Source organism: Streptomyces sp. NPDC021749, from assembly GCF_040640655.1.
Classification (GTDB): domain Bacteria; phylum Actinomycetota; class Actinomycetes; order Streptomycetales; family Streptomycetaceae; genus Streptomyces.
Map to the genome: position 1 here is coordinate 88,278 of NZ_JBFACE010000005.1, position 18,896 is coordinate 107,173.

At 72.8% G+C, this 18,896-nt stretch carries 19 protein-coding genes; 9 read left to right on the forward strand and 10 right to left on the reverse strand.

Annotated elements, in window-relative coordinates:
- Positions 1-61: 61 nt before the first annotated feature.
- The 4 genes from AB0G35_RS06825 to AB0G35_RS06840 all read right to left on the reverse strand — a co-directional run bounded on the left by AB0G35_RS06825 (position 62) and on the right by AB0G35_RS06840 (position 3,185).
- Positions 62-457 (reverse strand): GntR family transcriptional regulator, encoded by a 396-nt coding sequence (locus tag AB0G35_RS06825; protein ID WP_360944836.1) that lies wholly within the window; start codon positions 455-457, stop codon positions 62-64.
- Between the two features lie 148 nt (positions 458-605).
- Entirely contained in the window at positions 606-1,595 is a 990-nt protein-coding gene (locus tag AB0G35_RS06830; protein WP_360944839.1) for an ABC transporter permease subunit, read from the reverse strand.
- A complete protein-coding gene (locus AB0G35_RS06835) occupies positions 1,592-2,524 on the reverse strand; it encodes an ABC transporter ATP-binding protein (RefSeq protein ID WP_360944842.1) in 933 nt (310 codons plus the stop codon). The genes AB0G35_RS06830 and AB0G35_RS06835 overlap by 4 nt, the downstream gene beginning before the upstream one ends.
- Before the next feature lie 142 nt (positions 2,525-2,666).
- Complete coding sequence (locus tag AB0G35_RS06840) at positions 2,667-3,185, reverse strand: GNAT family N-acetyltransferase (protein WP_360944845.1); 519 nt, start codon at positions 3,183-3,185, stop codon at positions 2,667-2,669.
- A 105-nt stretch (positions 3,186-3,290) separates the two neighbouring features.
- Here AB0G35_RS06840 and AB0G35_RS06845 point away from each other — a divergent pair, with 105 nt between their 5' ends.
- Positions 3,291-4,094, forward strand: a complete 804-nt coding sequence (locus AB0G35_RS06845) for an exodeoxyribonuclease III (protein ID WP_360944848.1) — start codon at positions 3,291-3,293, stop codon at positions 4,092-4,094.
- 24 nt (positions 4,095-4,118) lie between these two features.
- On the opposite strand, the gene AB0G35_RS06850 is transcribed toward AB0G35_RS06845, so the two are convergent.
- The 3 genes from AB0G35_RS06850 to AB0G35_RS06860 form a co-directional block, all read right to left on the reverse strand.
- Positions 4,119-5,036, reverse strand: coding sequence for a hypothetical protein (locus AB0G35_RS06850; RefSeq protein ID WP_360944851.1), 918 nt, complete (start codon positions 5,034-5,036; stop codon positions 4,119-4,121).
- 65 nt (positions 5,037-5,101) lie between these two features.
- Positions 5,102-5,626, reverse strand: coding sequence for a hypothetical protein (locus AB0G35_RS06855; protein ID WP_360944854.1), 525 nt, complete (start codon positions 5,624-5,626; stop codon positions 5,102-5,104).
- A 120-nt stretch (positions 5,627-5,746) separates the two neighbouring features.
- Positions 5,747-6,481 carry a MerR family transcriptional regulator gene (locus AB0G35_RS06860; protein WP_360945326.1) on the reverse strand — a complete coding sequence of 245 codons (735 nt, stop codon included), beginning with the start codon at positions 6,479-6,481 and terminating at the stop codon, positions 5,747-5,749.
- 304 nt (positions 6,482-6,785) lie between these two features.
- Here AB0G35_RS06860 and AB0G35_RS06865 point away from each other — a divergent pair, with 304 nt between their 5' ends.
- From AB0G35_RS06865 to AB0G35_RS06880, 4 genes are all read left to right on the forward strand, one after another.
- Positions 6,786-8,324: an NAD(P)/FAD-dependent oxidoreductase gene (locus tag AB0G35_RS06865; RefSeq protein WP_360944857.1), complete on the forward strand. Its 1,539-nt coding sequence runs from the start codon at positions 6,786-6,788 to the stop codon at positions 8,322-8,324.
- Positions 8,321-9,343: an alpha/beta hydrolase gene (locus AB0G35_RS06870; RefSeq protein WP_360944860.1), complete on the forward strand. Its 1,023-nt coding sequence runs from the start codon at positions 8,321-8,323 to the stop codon at positions 9,341-9,343. The genes AB0G35_RS06865 and AB0G35_RS06870 overlap by 4 nt, the downstream gene beginning before the upstream one ends.
- Positions 9,340-10,251 carry an SDR family oxidoreductase gene (locus AB0G35_RS06875; RefSeq protein WP_360944863.1) on the forward strand — a complete coding sequence of 304 codons (912 nt, stop codon included), beginning with the start codon at positions 9,340-9,342 and terminating at the stop codon, positions 10,249-10,251. Before AB0G35_RS06870 ends, AB0G35_RS06875 begins: the two co-directional genes overlap by 4 nt.
- Positions 10,252-10,376: 125 nt before the next feature.
- Positions 10,377-10,601 carry a hypothetical protein gene (locus AB0G35_RS06880; RefSeq protein ID WP_360944866.1) on the forward strand — a complete coding sequence of 75 codons (225 nt, stop codon included), beginning with the start codon at positions 10,377-10,379 and terminating at the stop codon, positions 10,599-10,601.
- 136 nt (positions 10,602-10,737) lie between these two features.
- On the opposite strand, the gene AB0G35_RS06885 is transcribed toward AB0G35_RS06880, so the two are convergent.
- Positions 10,738-11,367 (reverse strand): L,D-transpeptidase, encoded by a 630-nt coding sequence (locus AB0G35_RS06885; RefSeq protein ID WP_360944869.1) that lies wholly within the window; start codon positions 11,365-11,367, stop codon positions 10,738-10,740.
- A gap of 245 nt (positions 11,368-11,612) precedes the next feature.
- Here AB0G35_RS06885 and AB0G35_RS06890 point away from each other — a divergent pair, with 245 nt between their 5' ends.
- Positions 11,613-12,731 (forward strand): XRE family transcriptional regulator, encoded by a 1,119-nt coding sequence (locus AB0G35_RS06890; RefSeq protein WP_360944872.1) that lies wholly within the window; start codon positions 11,613-11,615, stop codon positions 12,729-12,731.
- Between the two features lie 49 nt (positions 12,732-12,780).
- Here the strand turns inward: AB0G35_RS06890 and AB0G35_RS06895 are convergent, their stop codons facing one another.
- Positions 12,781-16,146, reverse strand: a complete 3,366-nt coding sequence (locus tag AB0G35_RS06895; protein ID WP_360945328.1) for a S41 family peptidase — start codon at positions 16,144-16,146, stop codon at positions 12,781-12,783.
- Between the two features lie 171 nt (positions 16,147-16,317).
- Positions 16,318-16,701 carry a helix-turn-helix domain-containing protein gene (locus AB0G35_RS06900; protein WP_360944875.1) on the reverse strand — a complete coding sequence of 128 codons (384 nt, stop codon included), beginning with the start codon at positions 16,699-16,701 and terminating at the stop codon, positions 16,318-16,320.
- Positions 16,702-16,894: 193 nt separating this feature from the next.
- Between AB0G35_RS06900 and AB0G35_RS06905 the strand changes: the two genes are divergently transcribed.
- From AB0G35_RS06905 to AB0G35_RS06915, 3 genes are read left to right on the forward strand one after another with little or no spacing between them, the layout of a single operon-like run.
- The gene (locus tag AB0G35_RS06905) at positions 16,895-17,383 is read left to right on the forward strand and encodes a luciferase family protein (protein WP_360944878.1); all 489 of its coding nucleotides are present in this window, start codon (positions 16,895-16,897) and stop codon (positions 17,381-17,383) included.
- A gap of 32 nt (positions 17,384-17,415) precedes the next feature.
- The gene (locus AB0G35_RS06910; RefSeq protein ID WP_360944881.1) at positions 17,416-18,054 is read left to right on the forward strand and encodes an NAD(P)H-dependent oxidoreductase; all 639 of its coding nucleotides are present in this window, start codon (positions 17,416-17,418) and stop codon (positions 18,052-18,054) included.
- A 58-nt stretch (positions 18,055-18,112) separates the two neighbouring features.
- Positions 18,113-18,526 (forward strand): DUF6640 family protein, encoded by a 414-nt coding sequence (locus AB0G35_RS06915; protein ID WP_360944884.1) that lies wholly within the window; start codon positions 18,113-18,115, stop codon positions 18,524-18,526.
- Positions 18,527-18,896 lie beyond the last annotated feature (370 nt).

The window sequence follows — 18,896 nt, forward strand, 5'->3', positions numbered from 1 at the left end:
CGTGACGTGAGGGTCAAGCGGGGCTGCCGATTCCGGAAGGGCCCTCTGCGGCCGGCCCGGCTCAGCCGTTCGGATACCGCTCCTCCAGCAGGGAGTTCATCAGCGCCTGGACGTCCTCCCGGGCCAGCCCCTCCGCACGGGCCCGTTCCAGCCAGGCGCGCAGCTCCTCGCGCAGCAGGGCGTCCGCCGCGGAGGTGGGGCGGGCGAGGGTACGGCTGACGAACGTGCCGAGGCCGGGGCGCGGTTCGACCAGGCCCTCGCGTTCCAGCTCGCGGTAGGCCTTCAGGGTCGTGTTGGGGTTGACCTTGGTCGTCGCGGCGACCTGTGCCGCGGTCGGCAGCCGGTCGCCCTCGACGAGGATGCCCAGCCGCAGCGCCTGCTGGACCTGCTGGACGATCTGGAGGTAGGTGGCCACGCCGCTGCGGCGGTCGATGCGGAACTCCACGGCGCTCACCACCTCTCTGCTGCTTTCCCCCGTGCCGCCGGGACCGCCACCGCGCGGCTCCCGGGCGGCGCCGGGATCGTGCGGCCCGACCGCTCGATGATCAAGCCGCCCGTGCGCGGTGTCAAAGCGCCGCCCCCGGCGCGGCGCCGGACCGTGCCGTTCAGAGCGGTCGCCCCCGGGTGCGCCACACGACGAACGCCAGCACCAGGGCGGCCAGCGCCACCAGGACGGCCGCACCGAGCCACTGCATTCCGGCCATCTGCCCGTAGTCGAAGTACTGGATCACGCGGTTGACGATGCCCAGCTTGGCCCGGCAGGCACGGTCGGCTCCGCTGTCGGAACTGACGCAGGTGCCGAAGCCGTAGAGCTTGCCGTCGGCGGTGCCGACCCAGTCGTCGAACCGGGCGGCGTCGAACGGCAGGTTCGGCCCGTCGCCGTTGTAGGGGGAGCTGACGCTGCGGACGGCGCCGAGCCGGCCCCGGAACGTGTCCCAGGCCACGGAGGTGGCCAGGGCGACGAAGGCGGTGGCGGCCATGGCCGGTACCACCCGCTTGATCAGCATGCCCAGCGCGATACCGCAGGCGGCCAGGAAGAGGGTCCGGGCGGCCGGCACCGGTCCGGTGGCCTCGAAGGCGCCGCTGGTCAGCCAGTCCCCGTTCACCTCCATGCTGTGGACCGGCGTCCACACCCAGGTGAAGACGGCCGACAGCAGGGCGGAGCAGCCCACGGCGACGGCCAGCGGAAGCCCGAGCGTGGCGGCGAGCCAGCGGCTGCGGCTGACCGACTGGGTGGTGACCAGCTTGAGGGTGCCGTGTTCCTGCTCGCTCGCGATCAGCGGTGCGCCGAGGAAGACGCCGACGATGAACGGCACGTACTGCAGGTACTGCATGTCGCGTGCGAAGTCCGGGCCGAAGCGGTTCCGGAACTCGGTGGCCAGCGTCTCGCTGCCCTCCGGCGGGGCGCCCTTGCCGTGCAGGAAGTCCATGACGCCGATGCGCTGGTAGAGGAAGAGCGCACAGCCGACGAGGGTGAGCAGCAGGGCGGCGCGCAGGAACGTGCGGTGCCGGCGCCAGACCACCCAGGGCAGTCCGCGCAGCGGGCCGCGGCCCGCTGCGGCCGTGGTGGGGGCGGGAGCGGCGGTGGTCGTCATGCCGCCACCTCCCCGGAGGCGTCGAGCCGCGCTTCGCCGGCGATCAGGTCCGGTGCGCCGGGCGACCGCAGATAGGCCAGCAGTACTTCTTCCATGCTCGGTGCCAGTGCCTCCCAGCTGTCGGAGAGCGGGCCGCCGGGCCGGATCAGGGCGCTGAACTGCCGCCCGGTCACCCGCGATTCGACGACGGTGTGCTGCTGCCGCAGCTCTTCGGGCACCCCGTCGTCGCCGGCGGCCACCCCGGTCACGAGCAGGTGCGCGGGCACCAGCGCGTCGGTGGGCCCGGCCATCCGCAGCCGGCCCTCGGCGAGGAGCAGGAGGTAGTCACACATCTCCTCCATCTCGGAGACCAGATGGGAGGACATCACCACGGTCGTGCCGTGCTCGGCGGCCTCGGCCATCAGCAGGCCGGACAGTTCGTGCCGGGCCAGCGGGTCGAGGTCGGCCATCGGCTCGTCGAGCAGCAGCAGATCGGGCCGCTTGCCGAAGGCCAGGGCGAAGGCGACGCGGGTGCGCTGGCCGCCGGAGAGGGTGCCGATCCGGGCGGTGAGCGGCACGTTGCCGGACCGTATGACCCGCTCGGCCAGCGCCTGGTCCCAGCGCGGGTTCAGCTCGCGGCCGAGCCGAAGGGTCTCGGCGACCGTGAAGCGGGCGTAGAGCGGCTTGTCCTGGGCGAGGAACGCCGTCCGCGCCATGACGGCCGGGTCGGTCACCGGGACGCCGAACAGCCGCAGCGTTCCGGTGGTCGGCGTCACCAGCCGGGTCGCGGTGCCGAGGAAGGTGCTCTTGCCGGCGCCGTTCGGCCCGACGAGGGCGCAGATACGGCCGGCGGGAAGCCGGAAGGAGCAGTCCCGCAGCGCCCAGCCGCGGCGGTACTTCTTCCCCAGTCCTGCGGCCTCGATGGCCCACGGGCTCGGGTCGTCGCTCACCCAGATCCCCCCCTTTAGCTAGTGGATTAGTGGAATGAGTATGGGCAGCGGTCGAGATCACTGTCAAACGCGCGATCCCCGTCACACGGCGGCCGGAGCGCCGCTACGGCCCCGGCCCCGGGGGCCCTGAAGGACAGGCGCCTCAGCCGGCCGCCGCGTCCCCCAGCGTCTTCGCCAGGCACCGGCTGTCCTCGTACGTCCGGTACAGCCCGAACTTCTCCACCGGCAGATAGCCGCTGGAGGCGTACAGCGCCAGCGCCTCGGGCTGCTTGATGCCGGTCTCCAGCACCATCCGCGACCGTCCCGCGGCCCGGGCGTCCGCCTCCAGGGCGGCCAGGATCCGCCGCGCCAGGCCCCGCCCGCGCGCCTGCGGCAGCACGAACATCCGCTTGATCTCGGCGTCCCCGACGGCGTACCCCTCGGCGGCGTCCTCCTGCACCCGCCAGCCACCGGTGGCCAGCGGACGGTCACCCTCGTACGCGACCAGGTACGTCCCGCGCGGCGGCACGAACATCTCCGGGTCCAGCGGCGTCATGTCCCCGTCGCCGTAGCGGCGGGCGTACTCCTGCTGCACCAGGGCGTCGAGCGTCACGGCGTCGGGGTGGTCGTAGCGGACCGGGCGTATCTGGACGGGGCCGGTCCGGACGGGGCGGGTCTCCATACCGACGAAGGGTACGGGCCGGGGCGCCGCTCCCGACGAGGGACGGACGGTCCGCGCCGCCCGGCCCGAAGACGATCACCGGCCCGGTCTGGGTATCGTGCCCGGATGCTCACCGTGACCTCTGTGAATGTGAACGGGCTGCGCGCCGCGGCCAAGAAGGGCTTCGTCCCGTGGCTGGCGGAGACCGCGGCCGATGTGCTGTGCCTGCAGGAGGTACGGGCCGAGACCGCCCAGCTGCCGGAGGAGGTCCGCGAGCCGGCCGGCTGGTTCACCGTGCACGCCCCGGCCGCCGCCAAGGGCCGCGCCGGCGTCTCCCTCTACACCCGCCGGGAGCCGGACCGGGTCCGGATCGGCTTCGGCTCGTCCGAGTTCGACACCAGCGGCCGTTACGTCGAGGCGGACCTGCCCGGCGTGACCGTCGCCAGCCTCTACCTGCCCTCCGGCGAGGTCGGCACCGAGCGCCAGGACGAGAAGGAACGCTTCATGGCCGAGTTCCTCCCCTACCTCGTCGACCTGCGCAAACGCGCCGCGGCCGACGGCCGGGAGGTCGTGGTCTGCGGCGACTGGAACATCGCCCACCAGGAGGCCGACCTCAAGAACTGGAAGGCCAACCAGAAGAAGTCCGGCTTCCTCCCCGAGGAACGGGCCTGGCTCACCGACGTCCTCACCGAGACCCGAGGCGGCTACGTCGACGTCGTCCGCGCCCTCCACCCCGACACCGAGGGCCCCTACTCCTGGTGGTCCTACCGCGGCCGCGCCTTCGACAACGACGCCGGCTGGCGCATCGACTACCACCTGGCCACGCCGGGGCTGGCACAGCGCGCGGTGAAGGCGTACGTGGAGCGGGCGACGGCGTACGACCAGCGGTGGAGCGATCATGCGCCGGTGACGGTGGTGTACGGGCAGTAGCCGGAAGCAGGCGTGTGGCTCGGTTCAGGCCGGCGGGAGGGGCAGCGACGCCGTCACCACCACCGGTGCCACCCGCCCCGCCGCGCGCAGGGCGTCGGCGACCATCTCCACCAGCCAGACCGCGAGGTCCGGTGACCACTCCCGGGTGGTGCAGCCGAACCGGAACGCCTCGCGCATGCCCTGCGTGTGTACGGCGTGGTCGAGATCGAGGTCCAGGCCGGGTGGGGCGGCCGGGGACGTGACGGGTGGTGCGGAGTGCGCACCGGGGCGGGGGAGCTCCACCGCACCCTGTGCCATATCCCGCACCGCCGCGCACACCGCCGCGGCATCGTCGCTGGACACCGCGGCCTTCCCGGGGTGGCAGGAGACCGTCACCATGACCTCGTGCCGGGCGTCCGGGTCCGCCAGGGCGAACCAGGGTGCCAACTCGGCCTGGTGGAAGGCCGTGTTGCGGCGGGCGGCGGGCAGTGGCAGCAGGGCGTGCAGACCGGTGAAGGTCACCGTGCCCAGGCGAGCCAGGGCTTCGGCCAGTACCAGGGTGATCGGCCGGACGGGCAGCCCGAGGGGCGGCGGGTCGGTGCGGACTCCGGCCTGCAGCCAGGCCAGTTGGTGGATCCGGCCATCGGGCGTCCAGTCGCCGCCGACCTCCTCGTGCGCCCACGCGGTGGGCTCGTGCCGGGCGGTGACCTGCCCGTTCTCGGTCAGCCAGCTGGTCACGGTCTGCCAGCCGTAGGCACCGGCCCGTTCGATCACGAGGCTGCTGAGCACCTGCTCTTCGACGGAGGTCTCCTCGGGGGTCTCCTCGGGGGTCTCCTCGGAGGTCTCCTCGGCGGTGGCCTCTTCGGCGGAGTCCTCTGCGGTGAGGGCCTCGACGACGCGGTCGAACCACGGTGCGCGCCGGAGGATGCCGTGCAGGCCGATGATCACGGTGGGGGGAAACACAGGCACTCCCGGGAAAGACGGACGGCGCCGGAAGGCTACCTTCCAGCGCCGCCGTCAGGTGTTGCTCAGGTGCCGCAGAACAGCGTCTGCGTGTCGGTGATCTTCTTGTGGGCGTCGTCGGGGTACCCGACGATGTCCACGTCGATGACGCTGCGGAACGAGTACTTCGCGACCAGGTTCGTGCACTTCCAGGCGGCCGAGGCGCGCTTGCCGCTGCCGCCGCCGGAGTAGACGGTCTTGACGCCCTTGTTGAGGGTGTACCAGTGGCCGTTGTTCTTGACCTGGAGCCAGACCGTGACCTTGGCCTTCTTCGCCGGGCCGTTCAGCCGCTTCCACCAGCCGTGCGCGTTGATGGCCCCGCGCACCGTGTGCGAGAAGTGCACCCGGTCGCCCTCGGTCACGAAGGCACCGACGCCCCCGCCGGCGGCCAGTCCCGGGCCGTGGCCGTTGCTGTAGGTGCTGCTCGGCGGCTGCATCGGGTCGCGGTCGTCGGCCTGAGCCGGGGCGGTGGCGGCGACGGCCAGCAGGCCGGCCAGGGCAGCGGAAGCGGCCCCCGTACGGATGCGCACGTGGATGTCCCCCTCGATCATGCGGTCGTGTCATACCTGACGCCGCACCCAACCACGCGGCCGATCCCCGGACAATTGGCCTCCGGGACAGGACGGGACACCGGCCCGCTCCGTCCCGCGTACTGACGGGGCGTCGGTACGTCAGTCCCGCTCCGGCCCCTGTTCCTTCAGCCACTGCTCCAGTTCGGCCTGGACGCGGCGGTCCATGGCCATGGAGAGTTCGGCCTCGACGACGCCCTTGGAAAGGGGGCGGAGGGCCTCGATGGTGCGGGCTATCTGCTCGACCTCCTGGGCGGTGGGCGGGTCGGTCGCCGAGGCGCGTTCGAGGATGTCGGCGAGGACGTGGGTGCGGATGAGGGTGGTGAAGATGTCGGCGAGCGCGTCGGCGTGCGCGCGCACCTTGCGGCCGGCTTCCAGGACGGCGGCCAGCGGGATGCCCTTGTTGACGAGCTCGGTGGAGGCGTCCAGGAGGCGGCGGCTGATGTGCACGAACTCGTCGCCGTCGACGGCCAGATAGCCGATGTCGAGGGAGGCGGAGAGGTTCTCCGGGGTGATGTCCTTGCTGAAGTGGTCGGCGAGCTGCTCCGGGGTGAGGCGCACCGGGGTCTCCTCGGACCACGGGGGCAGCAACGGGGGCCGCAGGCCGAGGAGTTCGCCGACGTCGCGGCCGGACTCGAAGGCGGCGAGGAGCTCGGCGATCCCGCCGAGGGTGTGGCCGCGCTCCAGGAGGGCGCCGATGGTGCGCAGGCGGGCGAGGTGGTGCTCGTTGTACCAGGCGATCCGGCCCTCGCGGCGGGGTGGCGGGATGAGCTTGCGTTCGCGGTAGAAGCGCAGCGTGCGGACCGTGATGCCGGCCTCCTCGGCCAGCTCGGTCATGCGGAATTCGCGCGCGGGGCGGCGGTCGTCCCCGGCCTCCGCGTGGTCGTCCTTCGGCTTCTCGTTCGCTGCCACGGGGTCAGCCTATGCCGGAGATGTGACAGAACTCCGGGGTGCAACTGCCGGTAACTTCCTGCCGCCCGACCCCTACCGCTCGGTACGTGGCTGCCCTACGCTCCCCTTGTGCCCAATCGTGCCAGTGATTGCTGGCGCGATTGACGGGCGGTGTGCGGAACGGCCCGTGGCCGCGGTATGCGTGGGCGGCGGGGCGGGCAGGAAGAGCGTCGGACTCGGGAGGCGGCGGATGGCCGGACGCGAAGCGCAGCATGTGCGGGTGGCGGTGATCGGATCGGGATTCGGTGGTCTGGGGGCGGCCGTACGACTGCGCCGCCAGGGGATCACCGACTTCGTGGTCCTGGAGCGGGCCGACTCGGTGGGCGGGACCTGGCGGGACAACAGCTATCCGGGGTGCGCGTGCGATGTGCCCTCGCATCTGTACTCGTTCTCCTTCGCTCCCCATCCGGAATGGCCGCGGAATTTCTCCGGACAGCCGCATATCCGGGCGTATCTGGAGCGGGTGACGGACATCTTCGGGCTGCGGCCGCACATCCGCTTCCACTCCGAGGTACGGCACCTGCGGTGGAACGGCGACGCGCTGCACTGGGAGGTGGAGACGGCGAGCGGGAGGCTCACCGCCGAGGTGGTGGTGTCGGCCACCGGCCCGTTGTCCGACCCGAAGATCCCGGACATTCCGGGGCTGGATTCCTTTCCGGGGAAGGTCTTCCACTCCTCGCGCTGGGACCATGACTACGCACTGCGTGGCAAGCGCGTCGCCGTGATCGGCACCGGTGCCTCGGCGATCCAGATCGTGCCCGCCGTCCAGCCGGAGGTGCAGCGGCTCACGCTGTTCCAGCGCACCCCGCCATGGGTGCTGCCGCGCGCCGACCGCCGGATCACCGCGGTCGAGAAATGGCTGCACACCAAGGTCCCGGCGACCCGGGCGGCCCGCCGCCAACTGCTCTGGGGCATCCGGGAATTGCAGGTCAGCGCGTTCACCAAGCGCCCCGACCAGCTGGGCCTGATCGAGCTCCTGGCCCGGAACCACATGAAGAAGGCGATCAAGGACCCGGCGCTACGGGCCGCGCTGACGCCCGACTACCGCATCGGCTGCAAGCGGATCCTGCTCTCCAACACGTACTATCCGGCGCTCGCCCGGCCGAATGTGGACCTGGTGACCTCCGGACTCAAGGAAGTGCGCGGAAACACCCTGATCGGCGCCGACGGCCAAGAAGTCGAGGCCGACGCCATCGTCTTCGGGACCGGGTTCCATGTGACGGACATGCCCATCGCCGAGCGGGTGACCGGCGCCAAGGGCACCACCCTCGCCGAGGAATGGAAGGACGGCATGGCCTCGCTGCGCGGCGCCAGCGCGGCCGGATTCCCGAATTTCCTCACCCTCATCGGGCCCAACACCGGACTCGGGAACAGCTCGATGATCCTGATGATCGAGGCCCAGCTGAATTACCTGGCCGACTACCTCCGGCAGCTGGACCTGCTCGGCGGGAAGACCGCGCTGAGCGCCCGCCCGGAGGCGGTGGAGGACTGGAACCGCATGATCCAGGAGAGGATGAAGCGCACCGTGTGGAACACCGGCGGCTGCGACAGCTGGTACCTCGACGCGAACGGGCGGAACACCACCGCCTGGCCCGGGACCACCGGCGAGTTCAAGCGGCTGACCCGCCAGGTCGACCTCGCCGAGTACGAGGTGCTGCGCCCGAAGGCCGGCACCGCGGCCCGCCCCGCGGGCGCCTCCGCCGACGCCCGGGCGGAGGTGGCCGCATGAGCCGCCGGCCCGGACACGTCACCAGCGGCCCCTACGCGCCGCCGGTCCCGCGCACGACGACCGAGGTCACCTCGGCCGACGGTGCCCGGATCTACGCGGAGACCCACGGCCCGGAGGGCGCCCCGGCCGTGGTGCTGGCCCACGGCTGGACCTGCTCCACCGCCTTCTGGGCCCCGGTCGTCCGCGAACTGTCCGCCGACCACAAGGTCGTCGTCTACGACCAGCGGGGCCACGGCCGCAGCCCGGCCACCGGCCCGGCGGGCTACGGCACGACGGCACTCGCCGACGACCTCGTGGCCGTACTGGAGGCGACCCTCGGCCAGGACGAACGCGCCGTGGTGGGCGGCCACTCCATGGGCGGCATGACGATCATGGCTGCCGCCGAGCGCCCGGAACTGCGCGCCCGGGCCGCCGCCGCCATGCTGTGCAGCACCGGCTGCGCCCGACTGCCCGCCGCCTCCCAGGTGTTCCCGTTCCGCAGCGAGGCCGCCCGGCGCCTCGCACACCGGCTGCTGCTGGGCTCCCGGGCCCCGCTCGGCCCGGTGTCGCCGCTCACCCGGCGCGCGCTGAAGTACGCCACCATGAGCCCCGAGGCCACCCCCGAGCAGGTCGAGGCGTGCGCCCGCATCGTGCACGCCTGCCCGCAGGCCGTACGCGCCCGCTGGGGCAAGGTGCTCTCGGTGCTCGAACTGACCGGTGGCGTCAGCCGGCTGGAGGTGCCGACGGCGGTGCTCGCCGGGGCCGCCGACCGGCTGACCCCACCGGTGCAGTCCCGCCGGCTGGCCTCCGTGCTCCCGGACTTCCGCGGGCTGACCGAGCTGCCGGGGAAGGGCCATATGACGCCCATCGAGGACCCCGGCGCGGTCGCCGGCCTGTTGCGGGACCTGGTCCGGGACCACCTCGTGGCCGGCGGCGGCCGGTCCACGGCGGCGACCACCGGCGCCGCGGTCCCCGCCGCGCGGGACGCCGCCCAGGAGAACGTGCAGCAGTCCGCGCAGCAGAAGGAGAAGACCGCATGAGCGGGAGCAGGAGCCTGGACGGACAGGTCGTCGTGGTGACCGGCGCGGCGCGCGGGGTCGGGGCGCTGCTGGCCCGCAAGCTGTCGGCGCGCGGTGCGACGCTGGCACTGGCCGGCCTGGAGCCGGACGAGCTGGCGAAGGTGGCCGCCGCGCTGCACGGCCCGGCGCACCACTGGCACGCCGACGTCACCGACCACGAGGCGATGGCCCGGGTCGCGGCCGAGGTCAAGGACCGCTTCGGCAAGGTCGACGTGGTCGTCGCCAACGCCGGGGTGGCGACCGGCGGCCCGTTCGTCGACTCCGACCCGGTCTCCTGGAGGCGGGTCATCGAGGTCAACCTCATAGGCGGTGCGGTCACCGGCCGGGCCTTCCTGCCCGTCCTGATGGAGTCCCGCGGCTACTTCCTGCAGATCGCCTCGCTCGCCGCGATCACCCCGGCGCCGATGATGACCGCGTACTGCGCCTCGAAGTCGGGCGTCGAGGCGTTCGCGCACAGCCTGCGCGCCGAGGTCGGCCACAAGGGCGTACGGGTCGGGGTCGGCTATCTGAGCTGGACCGACACCGACATGGTGCGCGGCGCCGACCAGGACGCCATCATGCGCGAACTGCGCTCCCGGCTGCCCTGGCCGTCGAACAAGACCTATCCGCTGGGCCCCGCCGTGGACCGGATCGTGGCGGGCGTCGAACGCCGTTCCGCGCACGTCTACGGCCAGTGGTGGCTGCGCGGGATGCAGTCGCTGCGCGGATACCTGCCGTCGGTCATCGGGTCGGTGGGGCAGCGGGAGATGCGGCGGTTCGGGGACCGGCTGGAGGGCATGCGGGTCGGCCTGGTCGGCGCGGGCGGCGCGGCGGACGAGAAGGCCCGGGCGGGCGGCGAGGCGGATGGCAAGGCCCGGGCGGGCCGGTAGCGGACCCCCGTCCGGCCAGGAGGTTGTGACTCCTGGTAATCGAACGTGATCGAAATGCGAGCAATGTTCGGGCGTGTCACTCTGGTGCGGGGCCCACCCCCTACGCCCCACTAGGAGTGAACAGCATGGGCATCAAGGACCAGTTCCAGGACAAGGCCAACGAGCTCAAGGACCAGGCCCAGAAGGCCATGGGCAGCGCTCGCGACGAGGCGGACGAGCGCGGCCGGCAGGGCCAGGACCGGGCCCGTCAGCGCGGCCAGCAGGGTCGTGAGCGCGGTCAGCAGGGCCGTCGCCCCGCCCCCGACCCGATGGACGAACTGCGCGACGAGCGGGACCGCTTCCAGAGCTGATCCGCAGTCCTGAAGGTGACGCGTGGCGGCGTACGCGCCATGCGCGCGGGGCGCACCCGGTCGACCGGGTGCGCCCCAACTGCATTCCCCCGTTGTTCCCCCGTGGCCCCCGTGACCTCCGTCGTTCCCTACCGGGTCAGTCGACGACCTTGAGCCTCGTCGGCCAGCCGGAGCGCGCGGCCTGGGCGAAGAGCTTCTTGATGTCCGTCGGCTTCAGCTTGATGCAGCCCAGCGAGAAGTAGTCGTTGTCGCCGTCCCAGCGGTAGGGGCTGTCATGGCCGGGCCACCGCGGGCCCTGGGTGCCGTTGACGTTCATCTCGCTGTGCACGAACAGCTCGGTGCGCTTGGTCCGGTGGTCCTTGCACACCTTGTCCTGCACCTGGATCGCATAGCCGTTGATGCCGCTGCGGCCACCGTTGTGCCGCTTGGTGTGGCTCAGCACCCGGTAGTCGCCGGTGGGCAGCCAGCCCTGCATCTTGGCGCACTCGTTCGTGCCGTTGCGGTGGCCGTTGCCGGAGCCGGCACGGTACTTGGCGATCACCTGGTCCTTGGCGTGCGGGATGCTCCTCATCAGCCAGAGCTTGGACTTGCTGGGGTGGCGCTGGTTCTTGTTGAAGTACAGGTACGTACCGCCGGCCGCGGTCGACGTGGCGGACTTCCCGGGCGCCGGGTGGGCGGCCAGCGCGGGGGCGGCCTCGGTGGCCGCGAGGCCGCCGGTGAGGACGACTGCGGCCGTGAGCGGAACGATCCGGTGACGGATGCGCATCGGACATCTCCCGTTGAGTGTGCGGTGGTTGGTGGCTGTTGCGGTGTGCCCCGGCCGGGCAGGACACGACCTTGCTGGGCCGGCCGGTGTCCGGCAAGGCCCCTTGGCCGTCCCGGACAGGCCGCTCGCTGTCCGGGCAGGTCAGGCGGGGGACGCGGGGCTTGTCCGGACGGGTGGCGGGCGCTGTCCGGGACTGACCGGCGGGGGTGTTGTGGCCGCGGTCGGGCGACGGTTCAATGACCGGCATGACACGCACGGGGGGAACCGGCGGTGCGGGGCCCGCGGCGGCCCACGACCCCGCCGCACTCGTCGCACTGATGCAACGCCTCAAGGACGACAGCGGGCTGACCTACCGTCAGCTGGAGCAGCGGGCGGCCGAACGCGGCGAGGTGCTCGCCCGCAGCACCCTCGCGGACGTACTGGGCCGGAAGTCCCTGCCGCGGGCCGAGGTGCTCGCGGCGTTCCTGCGGGCGTGCGGCCGCACCGAGGGCGAGGTCGGGGAATGGCTCACGGCCCGGCGGCGCATCGAGGAGAGCGCGGCGGCTCCGCCTGCCCCCGCTCCGGACCCCGACGCCGCTCCGGACCCCGACGCCGGTCCGGACTCCGACGCCGGTCCGGCTCCCGCTCCGGGCCCCGACGCCGGTCCGGCTCCCGCTCCGGACCCCGACGCAGGCCCGGCTCCCGCTCCGGGCCCCGACGCCGGTCCGGCTCCCGCTCCGGGCCCCGACGCCGGCCCGGCTCCCGCTCCCGACCCCGTCTCAGCGCCAGGTCCCCCCGGCCCCGCTCGCCGTCCGGCCCGACGGCGGCGGCTGCTGACCGGTGCCGCACTGCTGGGGGCCGTACTGCTCGCCGTCGGCGTCCCGCTGCTGACCGGGGACGGCGGTGCGGACCCCGCCCCGCCGCCCACCGGCGAGGTGCGGATCCGTCCGCTGCGGGCGCCCGGGCTCTGCCTGACGGACGGGCGGGTGCTGCGGGCGCACGAGTACCACACGGTCGCGGTGGTGCGGCCGTGCGCGCAGGCGGTGCCCCCGCACACCCGGCTGACGGCGGCCGGCGACGGCCGCCGCCTCGTCCAGTGGTCACACCCGGACGAGGGCGTCGGCTGTCTGGTCCTGCTGCGCGCACCGGGCCTGGCCGGGCTGCTGGAGCCGCAGAACGACTGCACGGCGGGCGGGCCGGCACAGCGGTTCCGGTTCGAGCCGGTCGACGGGCCGACCGACGGCGGCGGCCCGGCCTACCGGCTCCGGCTCAGCGACGGCGACCGGTGCGTCGGCCTCAGCGGCCGGACGGCGGGCGCCCCGGCCGTCGGCGTCCCGTGCCGCACCGGCGCGGACGACCAGACCTTCCTGATCGGCCCGGGGTGACCCGGCGCCCGGCAACCGGCTGGCGGAACCCGCCCCCCGCGCCGCCCGCTCAGGCCCCCGCCGCCTCCTCGGCATCGCCGCCCGCGCCGCGCGGCGGCAGGGCCGGACGCCGCCGGTCGGGGACGTCCGAGAGGTCCGGGGGCGTCGCCGCCGGGTGCCGCTCCAGCAGCTCCAGCGCGGTGCGCACCGCCACGCCCAGCGTCGGATGCCGGCCCTCGGCCCAGTGCAGCGGCGAGCGCAGGGCCTCGATGTCCACCTCGACGCCGTGGTTCTCCACGCCCCAGCCGTAGAGCCGGAACCACGCCGCGTTCATCGGGACGGTGATCGTGGTGCCGTCGCCGAGCCGGTGCCGGCCGGTCATCCCGACCACGCCGCCCCAGGTGCGCATGCCCACCACCGGGCCGATGCCCTGGAGCTTGAAGGCCGCGGTGATCATGTCGCCGTCGGACGAGGTCATCTCGTCGGCGACCGCCACGACCGGGCCGCGCGGGGCGTTGCTGGTGTACGACACCGGCTCGGCGTCCCGGGTCAGGTCCCAGCCCATGATGGTGCGGGTCAGCTTCTCGATCACCAGCTCCGAGATGTTGCCGCCGGCGTTGCCCCGTACGTCCACGATCAGCGCGGGCATCGACATCTCCATCCGCACATCGCGGTTGAACTGCGCCCAGCCGGAGCCGCCCATGTCGGGGATGTGCAGATAGCCGCACCGGCCGCCGCTCAGCTCCCGCACCACCGCACGGCGCTTGGCGACCCAGTCCTGGTAGCGCAGCGGCCGTTCGTCGACCAGCGGCACCACCGCGACCCGGCGGGCGTGCCCGTTGCCCTCCGCGGGGATGAAGGTCAGCTCGACGGTGGTGCCGCCGGCCGCGGCCAGCAGCGGGTACGGCCCGGTGACCGGGTCCACCGGCCGCCCGTCGACATGGGTGAGCGCCGCGCCCTCCCGGATGCCCGTACCGGCCAGCGGCGAGCGCGCCTTCGGGTCCGAGGACTCGCCGGGCAGGATCCGCTGCACCACCCACCGCCCGTCCCGGCAGACGAAGTTGGCGCCGAGCAGGCCGATCGCGCGCTGGTAGTGCGGCGGCCCCTCGTTGCGCCGGGCGCCGGTGACGTACGCGTGCGAGGTGCCCAGCTCGCCCAGGACCTCGCGCAGCAGATCGGCGAACTCGTCGGGGGAGGCGACCCGTTCGACCAGCGGCCGGTACTGCGCGAGCACCGCGTCCCAGTCGATGCCGCACATCCGCGGCTCCCAGAAGTACGCCCGGATGATCCGGCCCGCCTCGTCGTACGCCTGCCGCCACTCCGCTCCCGGATCGACGTCGTGCAGGATGCGCCGCAGGTCCAGGAAGACCGTCGAATCGCTGTCCGCCAGTTCGGCCGCCGGGACCGCACGCAGCTCGCCGTCGTCGTTGACGACCAGCCGGGAGCCGTCGCCGCTGAGCGCGAACTCGTCGATCGCGCTGGTGAGTTCGGTGCGCCGCGCCTTGGTCAGGTCGAAGTGCTCCAGGGTGGGCTTGCCGGAGGTGTTGTCGGGGCTGGCGAAGGTCTCGCCCAGCGCGCCGGAGATCGGCCAGCGCAGCCAGACCAGCCCGCCGCCGCTGACCGGTTCCAGGTGGGAGTACTTGGATGCGGCGACCGGGAACGGCGTGACGCGGTTCTCCAGCCCCTCGACCTCCACCAGCACCGTTCCCTCACCGGCCGGCGGAGGGTTCTCGTCCGGATCCAGCCCGCCCGCCGCGGGCCGCCCCTCCGGCGACAGCGCGAACGGGGACGGCGTGGCCGACGACAGTGGTACCAGGTGCGGACGGCAGCCCAGCGGGAACGACAGATCGCCGGTGTGCACGTCGTAGACCGGGTCGAAGCCGCGCCAGGACAGGAACGCCAGATAGCGGCCGTCGCGGGTGAACACCGGCTGCTCGTCCTCGAAACGGCCGTTGGTGACGTCCACGACGAGCCGGTCGGAGAGCCGGGCCATCTTGATCTTCCGCAGCGAACGGCCGATGCCGGGGTGCGACCAGGTCAGCCAGCGCGAGTCGGGGGAGAAGGCCAGGTCGCGGACCGGGCCGTTGGTGGACCGGATCAGCTCGGTGACCCCGCCCGGCCCGGCGGCGTCCTCCTCCGCCGAACGGTCCTCCTCGGTGCTCTCCTCGTCCGGCCGGGTCACGTCCACCAGCAGCAGCCGGCCGTCGTGGGAGGCCACCGCCAGCCGCTCGCCGTCCGGCGACGAGGCCATCTCGTGGACCCGGCCCAGCTCACCGGAGGCCAGCCGGCGCGGCTGCCCCGGGTCACTGGCCCGCGGCAGATTGGCGATCTCGATGGCGTCCGGGCCCTCGGCGTCGGTGACGTAGGCGATCCGGCCGCTGGAGCCCAGCATCTCGGGCAGCCGGACGCGGACGCCCGGGGTGTCGTGGATCGTCCGGGCCGGGCCGTCGCGGTGGGTGAGCCAGTACAGGCTGCCGCGGACGCCGACCGCGCTGGCCCGCCCGGTGGCGTCCACCGCGAGCGAGGTGACGTGCGAGGCGGCCGGGACCTGGTAGCCGCGCCGGCCGGCCCGCGGCCCGCCCAGCCGCACCGCCAGCTTCCGCGGTACGGCGTCCGGCCCCAGGTCGTCGATCAGCCAGAGGCCGCCGGCGCACTGGTAGACGATCCGCTCACCGTCGGTCGAGGCGTGCCGGGCGTAGAAATCGGCGTGATCACTGTGCCGCCGCAGGTCCGTCCCGTCCGCGAGACAGGAATAGACATTGGCCGTGCCTTCATGGTCCGACAGGAACGCGATCCGCCCGCCCACGAACATCACCGAGTCCAGATGCCCGTACAGATCCGGCAGCAGCCGGGTCCCGTGCAGCCACATCCGGCCCATCGCCCCGCCCCGGTAGCGCTTCCAGGAGGCGGGCTCGTGCGGCGGCTTGCCCGTGAGCAGCAGCGTGCGCCGCTCCCCCTCGATGTCGGCGACCGCGATGTCGGACACCGGCCCCCAGGGCAGCTTCCCGCCCGGGCTGCCGTCGGTGGGCAGGCTGTAGGCCCACGAGTAGTACGAGAACGGCTGCCCGTGCGAGGACACCGCGAGGACGTGCGCCTGCCCCTCGTGGTCCGGCGGCGTCCACCCGCACACCCGCGCATCGGTGCTGCCCCAGTACGTCAGCCGCCGCGCCGGCCCCCCGTCGACCGGCGCGAGGTGCACCTCCGGGTCGAGGCTGCGCCAGGTCGTGAACGCGATCTGTCTCCCGTCCGGCGAGAACCGCGGGTGCCCGACCCGCGTCCGGTCCACGGTCAGCCGCCACGCCCGCCCCGGCTCCTCCCCCTCCGCGGCCAGCGGCGCCACCCACAGGTCGTCCTCGGCGGCGAAGCAGAGCAGATCCCCGTGCAGATGCGGAAAGCGCAGGTACGCCCCGGGCTGCGCCCCCGGCCCGTCCGGCATCCGACGCAGCCGCCCCTCCGTCTCGACGACATCCGTCCCCATACGAGGCCCCACGGCCCCGGGTGCATCGCTCACGCCCCCATGGTTTCGGGCGGGGGAGTGGGCGGCAACTCGGCCGGGTGGGTGAGGGGGCGGGGCACCGGTCGGCCGGCCGGCCACGGCTCTTCCTCCTCAGCCCTCCGCCCAGGCCTCTTCCTCCGCGCGCGCCGTGTCGTACGCCAGGCGGGCGTTGGTCACCTGGGACAGGTGGGCGTCGGACCATGCCGTGATGGCGTCGAAGACGGGGACGAGGGTGCGGCCCAACTCGCTGATCGCGTACTCGACCCTCGGCGGGATCTCGGCGTGGTAGGTGCGGGTGATCAGCCCGTCGCGTTCCAGCTGGCGCAGGCGCTGGGTGAGCACCTTCGGCGTGATCGTCGGCAGGAGCCGCTGCAGTTCGTTGAAGCGCGAGCGTCCGTGGTGTTCGAGGACCCACAGGATCGGGGTGGTCCAGCGGCTGAACACCAGCTCCACCACGGGATTGATCGGGCATGCCTGCTGCGCCGGGTCGGTCACGGCACCTGTCCTTCCGCTCTCGCCCGCACTCCCGTACTCAGCCGTGGGGCACTTTCCTGGAGGAAACCACTTTCCGCAGGATACTAGCGTGGTGGTGTCAGCGAGCGGGCCGGCGGCGAGCCGGACCGCTCGGCGATCAGTCGGCCGCCCGCCCCGCCGACGGGCCGTCCGCGCCACCGAAAGAGGCACCACCATGACGTTCCCCGTACTGCCCGAGCGTGCGGGCGACCGGCCCGAGACCGGGCCCGAGGTCCCGCACCTTCAGCTCACCCAGCCCAGCCCGCCGCAGATCAAGGAGGCGCTGCGGCGGTGGATGGCCACCGCGCTCCCCGGCACCGTCTCGGGCCGCAGCGAGATCTCCGTCCCCAGTACCTGGGCGGTCTTCCTCGGCGATGTCGCCCCGGCCGGCGGCGCCCGGCTGTTCCTCCCGCGCGGGGACGCGGAGTTCGTGCACCTGCACGCCGACGGCAGCCTGCACCTGGCGCTGGACCCGGCCGACCACGCCCGGTTCCTGGCCTCCGGATGGGGTGAGAAGCACCCGCTCTACGACCGCGGCGCCAATGTCGTCATGTTCTACGCCCCGCGCGACGAGGCCGAACTGGAGGTGGCCAAGCAGGTCATCGCCGCTTCCTACCGTTACGCCACCGGTCACGCACCGACCGCCCGGCCCGCCGCAGCCTGAGCGCTCTCCACCCGATCAGCAAAGGCTTCGCCATGTCCTACCTGCTGCACATCGACTCCTCCTCGCTCGGCGCCGATTCGGTGTCGTCCCAGGTCGCCCGGTCCTTCCGGGACGGCTGGGACGGGCCGGTCGTCCACCGTGACCTGGCCGCCTCGCCGGTACCCCACCTGGCCGCGGCGGGCATAGCCGCCTGGAGCACCGACCCCGGCCGGCACACCGCGGAACAAGCCGCGGCCGCGGCCGTCCAGGACGAACTCATCGAGGAGTTTCTCGGCGCGGGCGCCTACCTGTTCACCGTGCCGATGTACAACCTCACGATGCCTTCGGTGTTCAAGGCATGGCTGGACCAGGTCATCGTCAAGGGCCGCACCTTCGGCTTCGCCGAGGGGCCCGCGGCATCCGGCCGTCCGGCCCTGGTGATCTCGGCACGCGGCGGCGGTTACGGCCCTGGCACCCCCAACCACGGCAAGGACTTCGTCGTGCCCGCGCTGGAGGCGATCCTGCGTGATCTGCTCGGCCTCGAAGTGACCTCGTTGACGCCCGAGTTGACCATGGCGCCCGTCGTCCCGGCGCTGAGCCACCTGATTCCGCTCCACGAGGCGTCCCTGGCCGACGCGCACCAGGAAGCCCGTCGACGGTCCGAGGAGTTCCGCGGCCGGATCGCCGCCTGATCCGCTCCGACCTGCCGCCACACCCCCTCACGCCCCACTCACAGCAACGGAGAAACCCATGCCCAAGATCACCACGGGAAAGGTCCTGCTGACCCTCACCTCACTGGTCACCCTGACCGGTGCCTACCTCGCGGACTGGAACGAGACCCACATCTACAACCCCCATTGGCCGCCGCACGCCAAGTTCCACAACGCTCAGACCATGAGCATGGGCGCCGCACTCGGCCTGATCGGCCTGTACCTGCTGTGGGTGCACCGGGGCGCCTGGACGCGCTCCCTGGTCCAGGTGATCGTCGTGGCCGAGTCGCTGTACTGGATCACCCAGCTGTCGGCGATCCTCTACCCCGGCACCGCCCTCGTCGACGGCGACTGGGTTCCGCCCATCCAGCCCGCCCTCGCCACCACCATGCTGATCCTCAACGCACTCGCGTACGTCCTCGAACGTCGACGGCTGGAGCGCCGCGTCGTTTAGGACTTCTCCGGGACGGTGTTCCGGATACCCGGCGCCGCAGGCAGGTGCGGTACGGCCCGTCGTTCCGGCACCGCCGTCACCTGGGTGCTGCCCGCCCGTTCTCCGCCGGTGAGGGCGGGGCGGCGGGCGGCAGCCACCGTCGGCGCTCAGGTGGAGCTTGCTGCGTGCAATTCCCCCTCCATTGAAATCTCTGGAGGGGGAATTGCTGGATGTGGAATTCGGTCGATGAATGAGGCGCTTGAGCTGCACATGAACAGGGAGGGGGAACGAGTCGCCGAGGCCGGCGGCGCGATCAATAACCCTCACACATCCCCGGATCGAATCGTGCTCCCTGGTGACTGTGCCTGCATCCCATTTCAGCGTCTCCGTT

What these genes read in the sequence shown, in the direction of transcription:
- AB0G35_RS06905 (WP_360944878.1), top strand. Translation starts at nt 16,895, where the DNA reads ATGACGTTCCCCGTACTGCCCGAGCGTGCGGGCGACCGGCCCGAGACC.
- AB0G35_RS06885 (WP_360944869.1), bottom strand. Translation starts at nt 11,367, where the DNA reads ATGCGCATCCGTCACCGGATCGTTCCGCTCACGGCCGCAGTCGTCCTC.
- AB0G35_RS06880 (WP_360944866.1), top strand. Translation starts at nt 10,377, where the DNA reads ATGGGCATCAAGGACCAGTTCCAGGACAAGGCCAACGAGCTCAAGGAC.
- AB0G35_RS06855 (WP_360944854.1), bottom strand. Translation starts at nt 5,626, where the DNA reads ATGATCGAGGGGGACATCCACGTGCGCATCCGTACGGGGGCCGCTTCC.
- AB0G35_RS06840 (WP_360944845.1), bottom strand. Translation starts at nt 3,185, where the DNA reads ATGGAGACCCGCCCCGTCCGGACCGGCCCCGTCCAGATACGCCCGGTC.
- AB0G35_RS06910 (WP_360944881.1), top strand. Translation starts at nt 17,416, where the DNA reads ATGTCCTACCTGCTGCACATCGACTCCTCCTCGCTCGGCGCCGATTCG.
- AB0G35_RS06845 (WP_360944848.1), top strand. Translation starts at nt 3,291, where the DNA reads ATGCTCACCGTGACCTCTGTGAATGTGAACGGGCTGCGCGCCGCGGCC.
- AB0G35_RS06865 (WP_360944857.1), top strand. Translation starts at nt 6,786, where the DNA reads ATGGCCGGACGCGAAGCGCAGCATGTGCGGGTGGCGGTGATCGGATCG.
- AB0G35_RS06830 (WP_360944839.1), bottom strand. Translation starts at nt 1,595, where the DNA reads ATGACGACCACCGCCGCTCCCGCCCCCACCACGGCCGCAGCGGGCCGC.
- AB0G35_RS06895 (WP_360945328.1), bottom strand. Translation starts at nt 16,146, where the DNA reads ATGCCGGACGGGCCGGGGGCGCAGCCCGGGGCGTACCTGCGCTTTCCG.
- AB0G35_RS06890 (WP_360944872.1), top strand. Translation starts at nt 11,613, where the DNA reads ATGACACGCACGGGGGGAACCGGCGGTGCGGGGCCCGCGGCGGCCCAC.
- AB0G35_RS06915 (WP_360944884.1), top strand. Translation starts at nt 18,113, where the DNA reads ATGCCCAAGATCACCACGGGAAAGGTCCTGCTGACCCTCACCTCACTG.
- AB0G35_RS06875 (WP_360944863.1), top strand. Translation starts at nt 9,340, where the DNA reads ATGAGCGGGAGCAGGAGCCTGGACGGACAGGTCGTCGTGGTGACCGGC.
- AB0G35_RS06860 (WP_360945326.1), bottom strand. Translation starts at nt 6,481, where the DNA reads ATGACCGAGCTGGCCGAGGAGGCCGGCATCACGGTCCGCACGCTGCGC.
- AB0G35_RS06870 (WP_360944860.1), top strand. Translation starts at nt 8,321, where the DNA reads ATGAGCCGCCGGCCCGGACACGTCACCAGCGGCCCCTACGCGCCGCCG.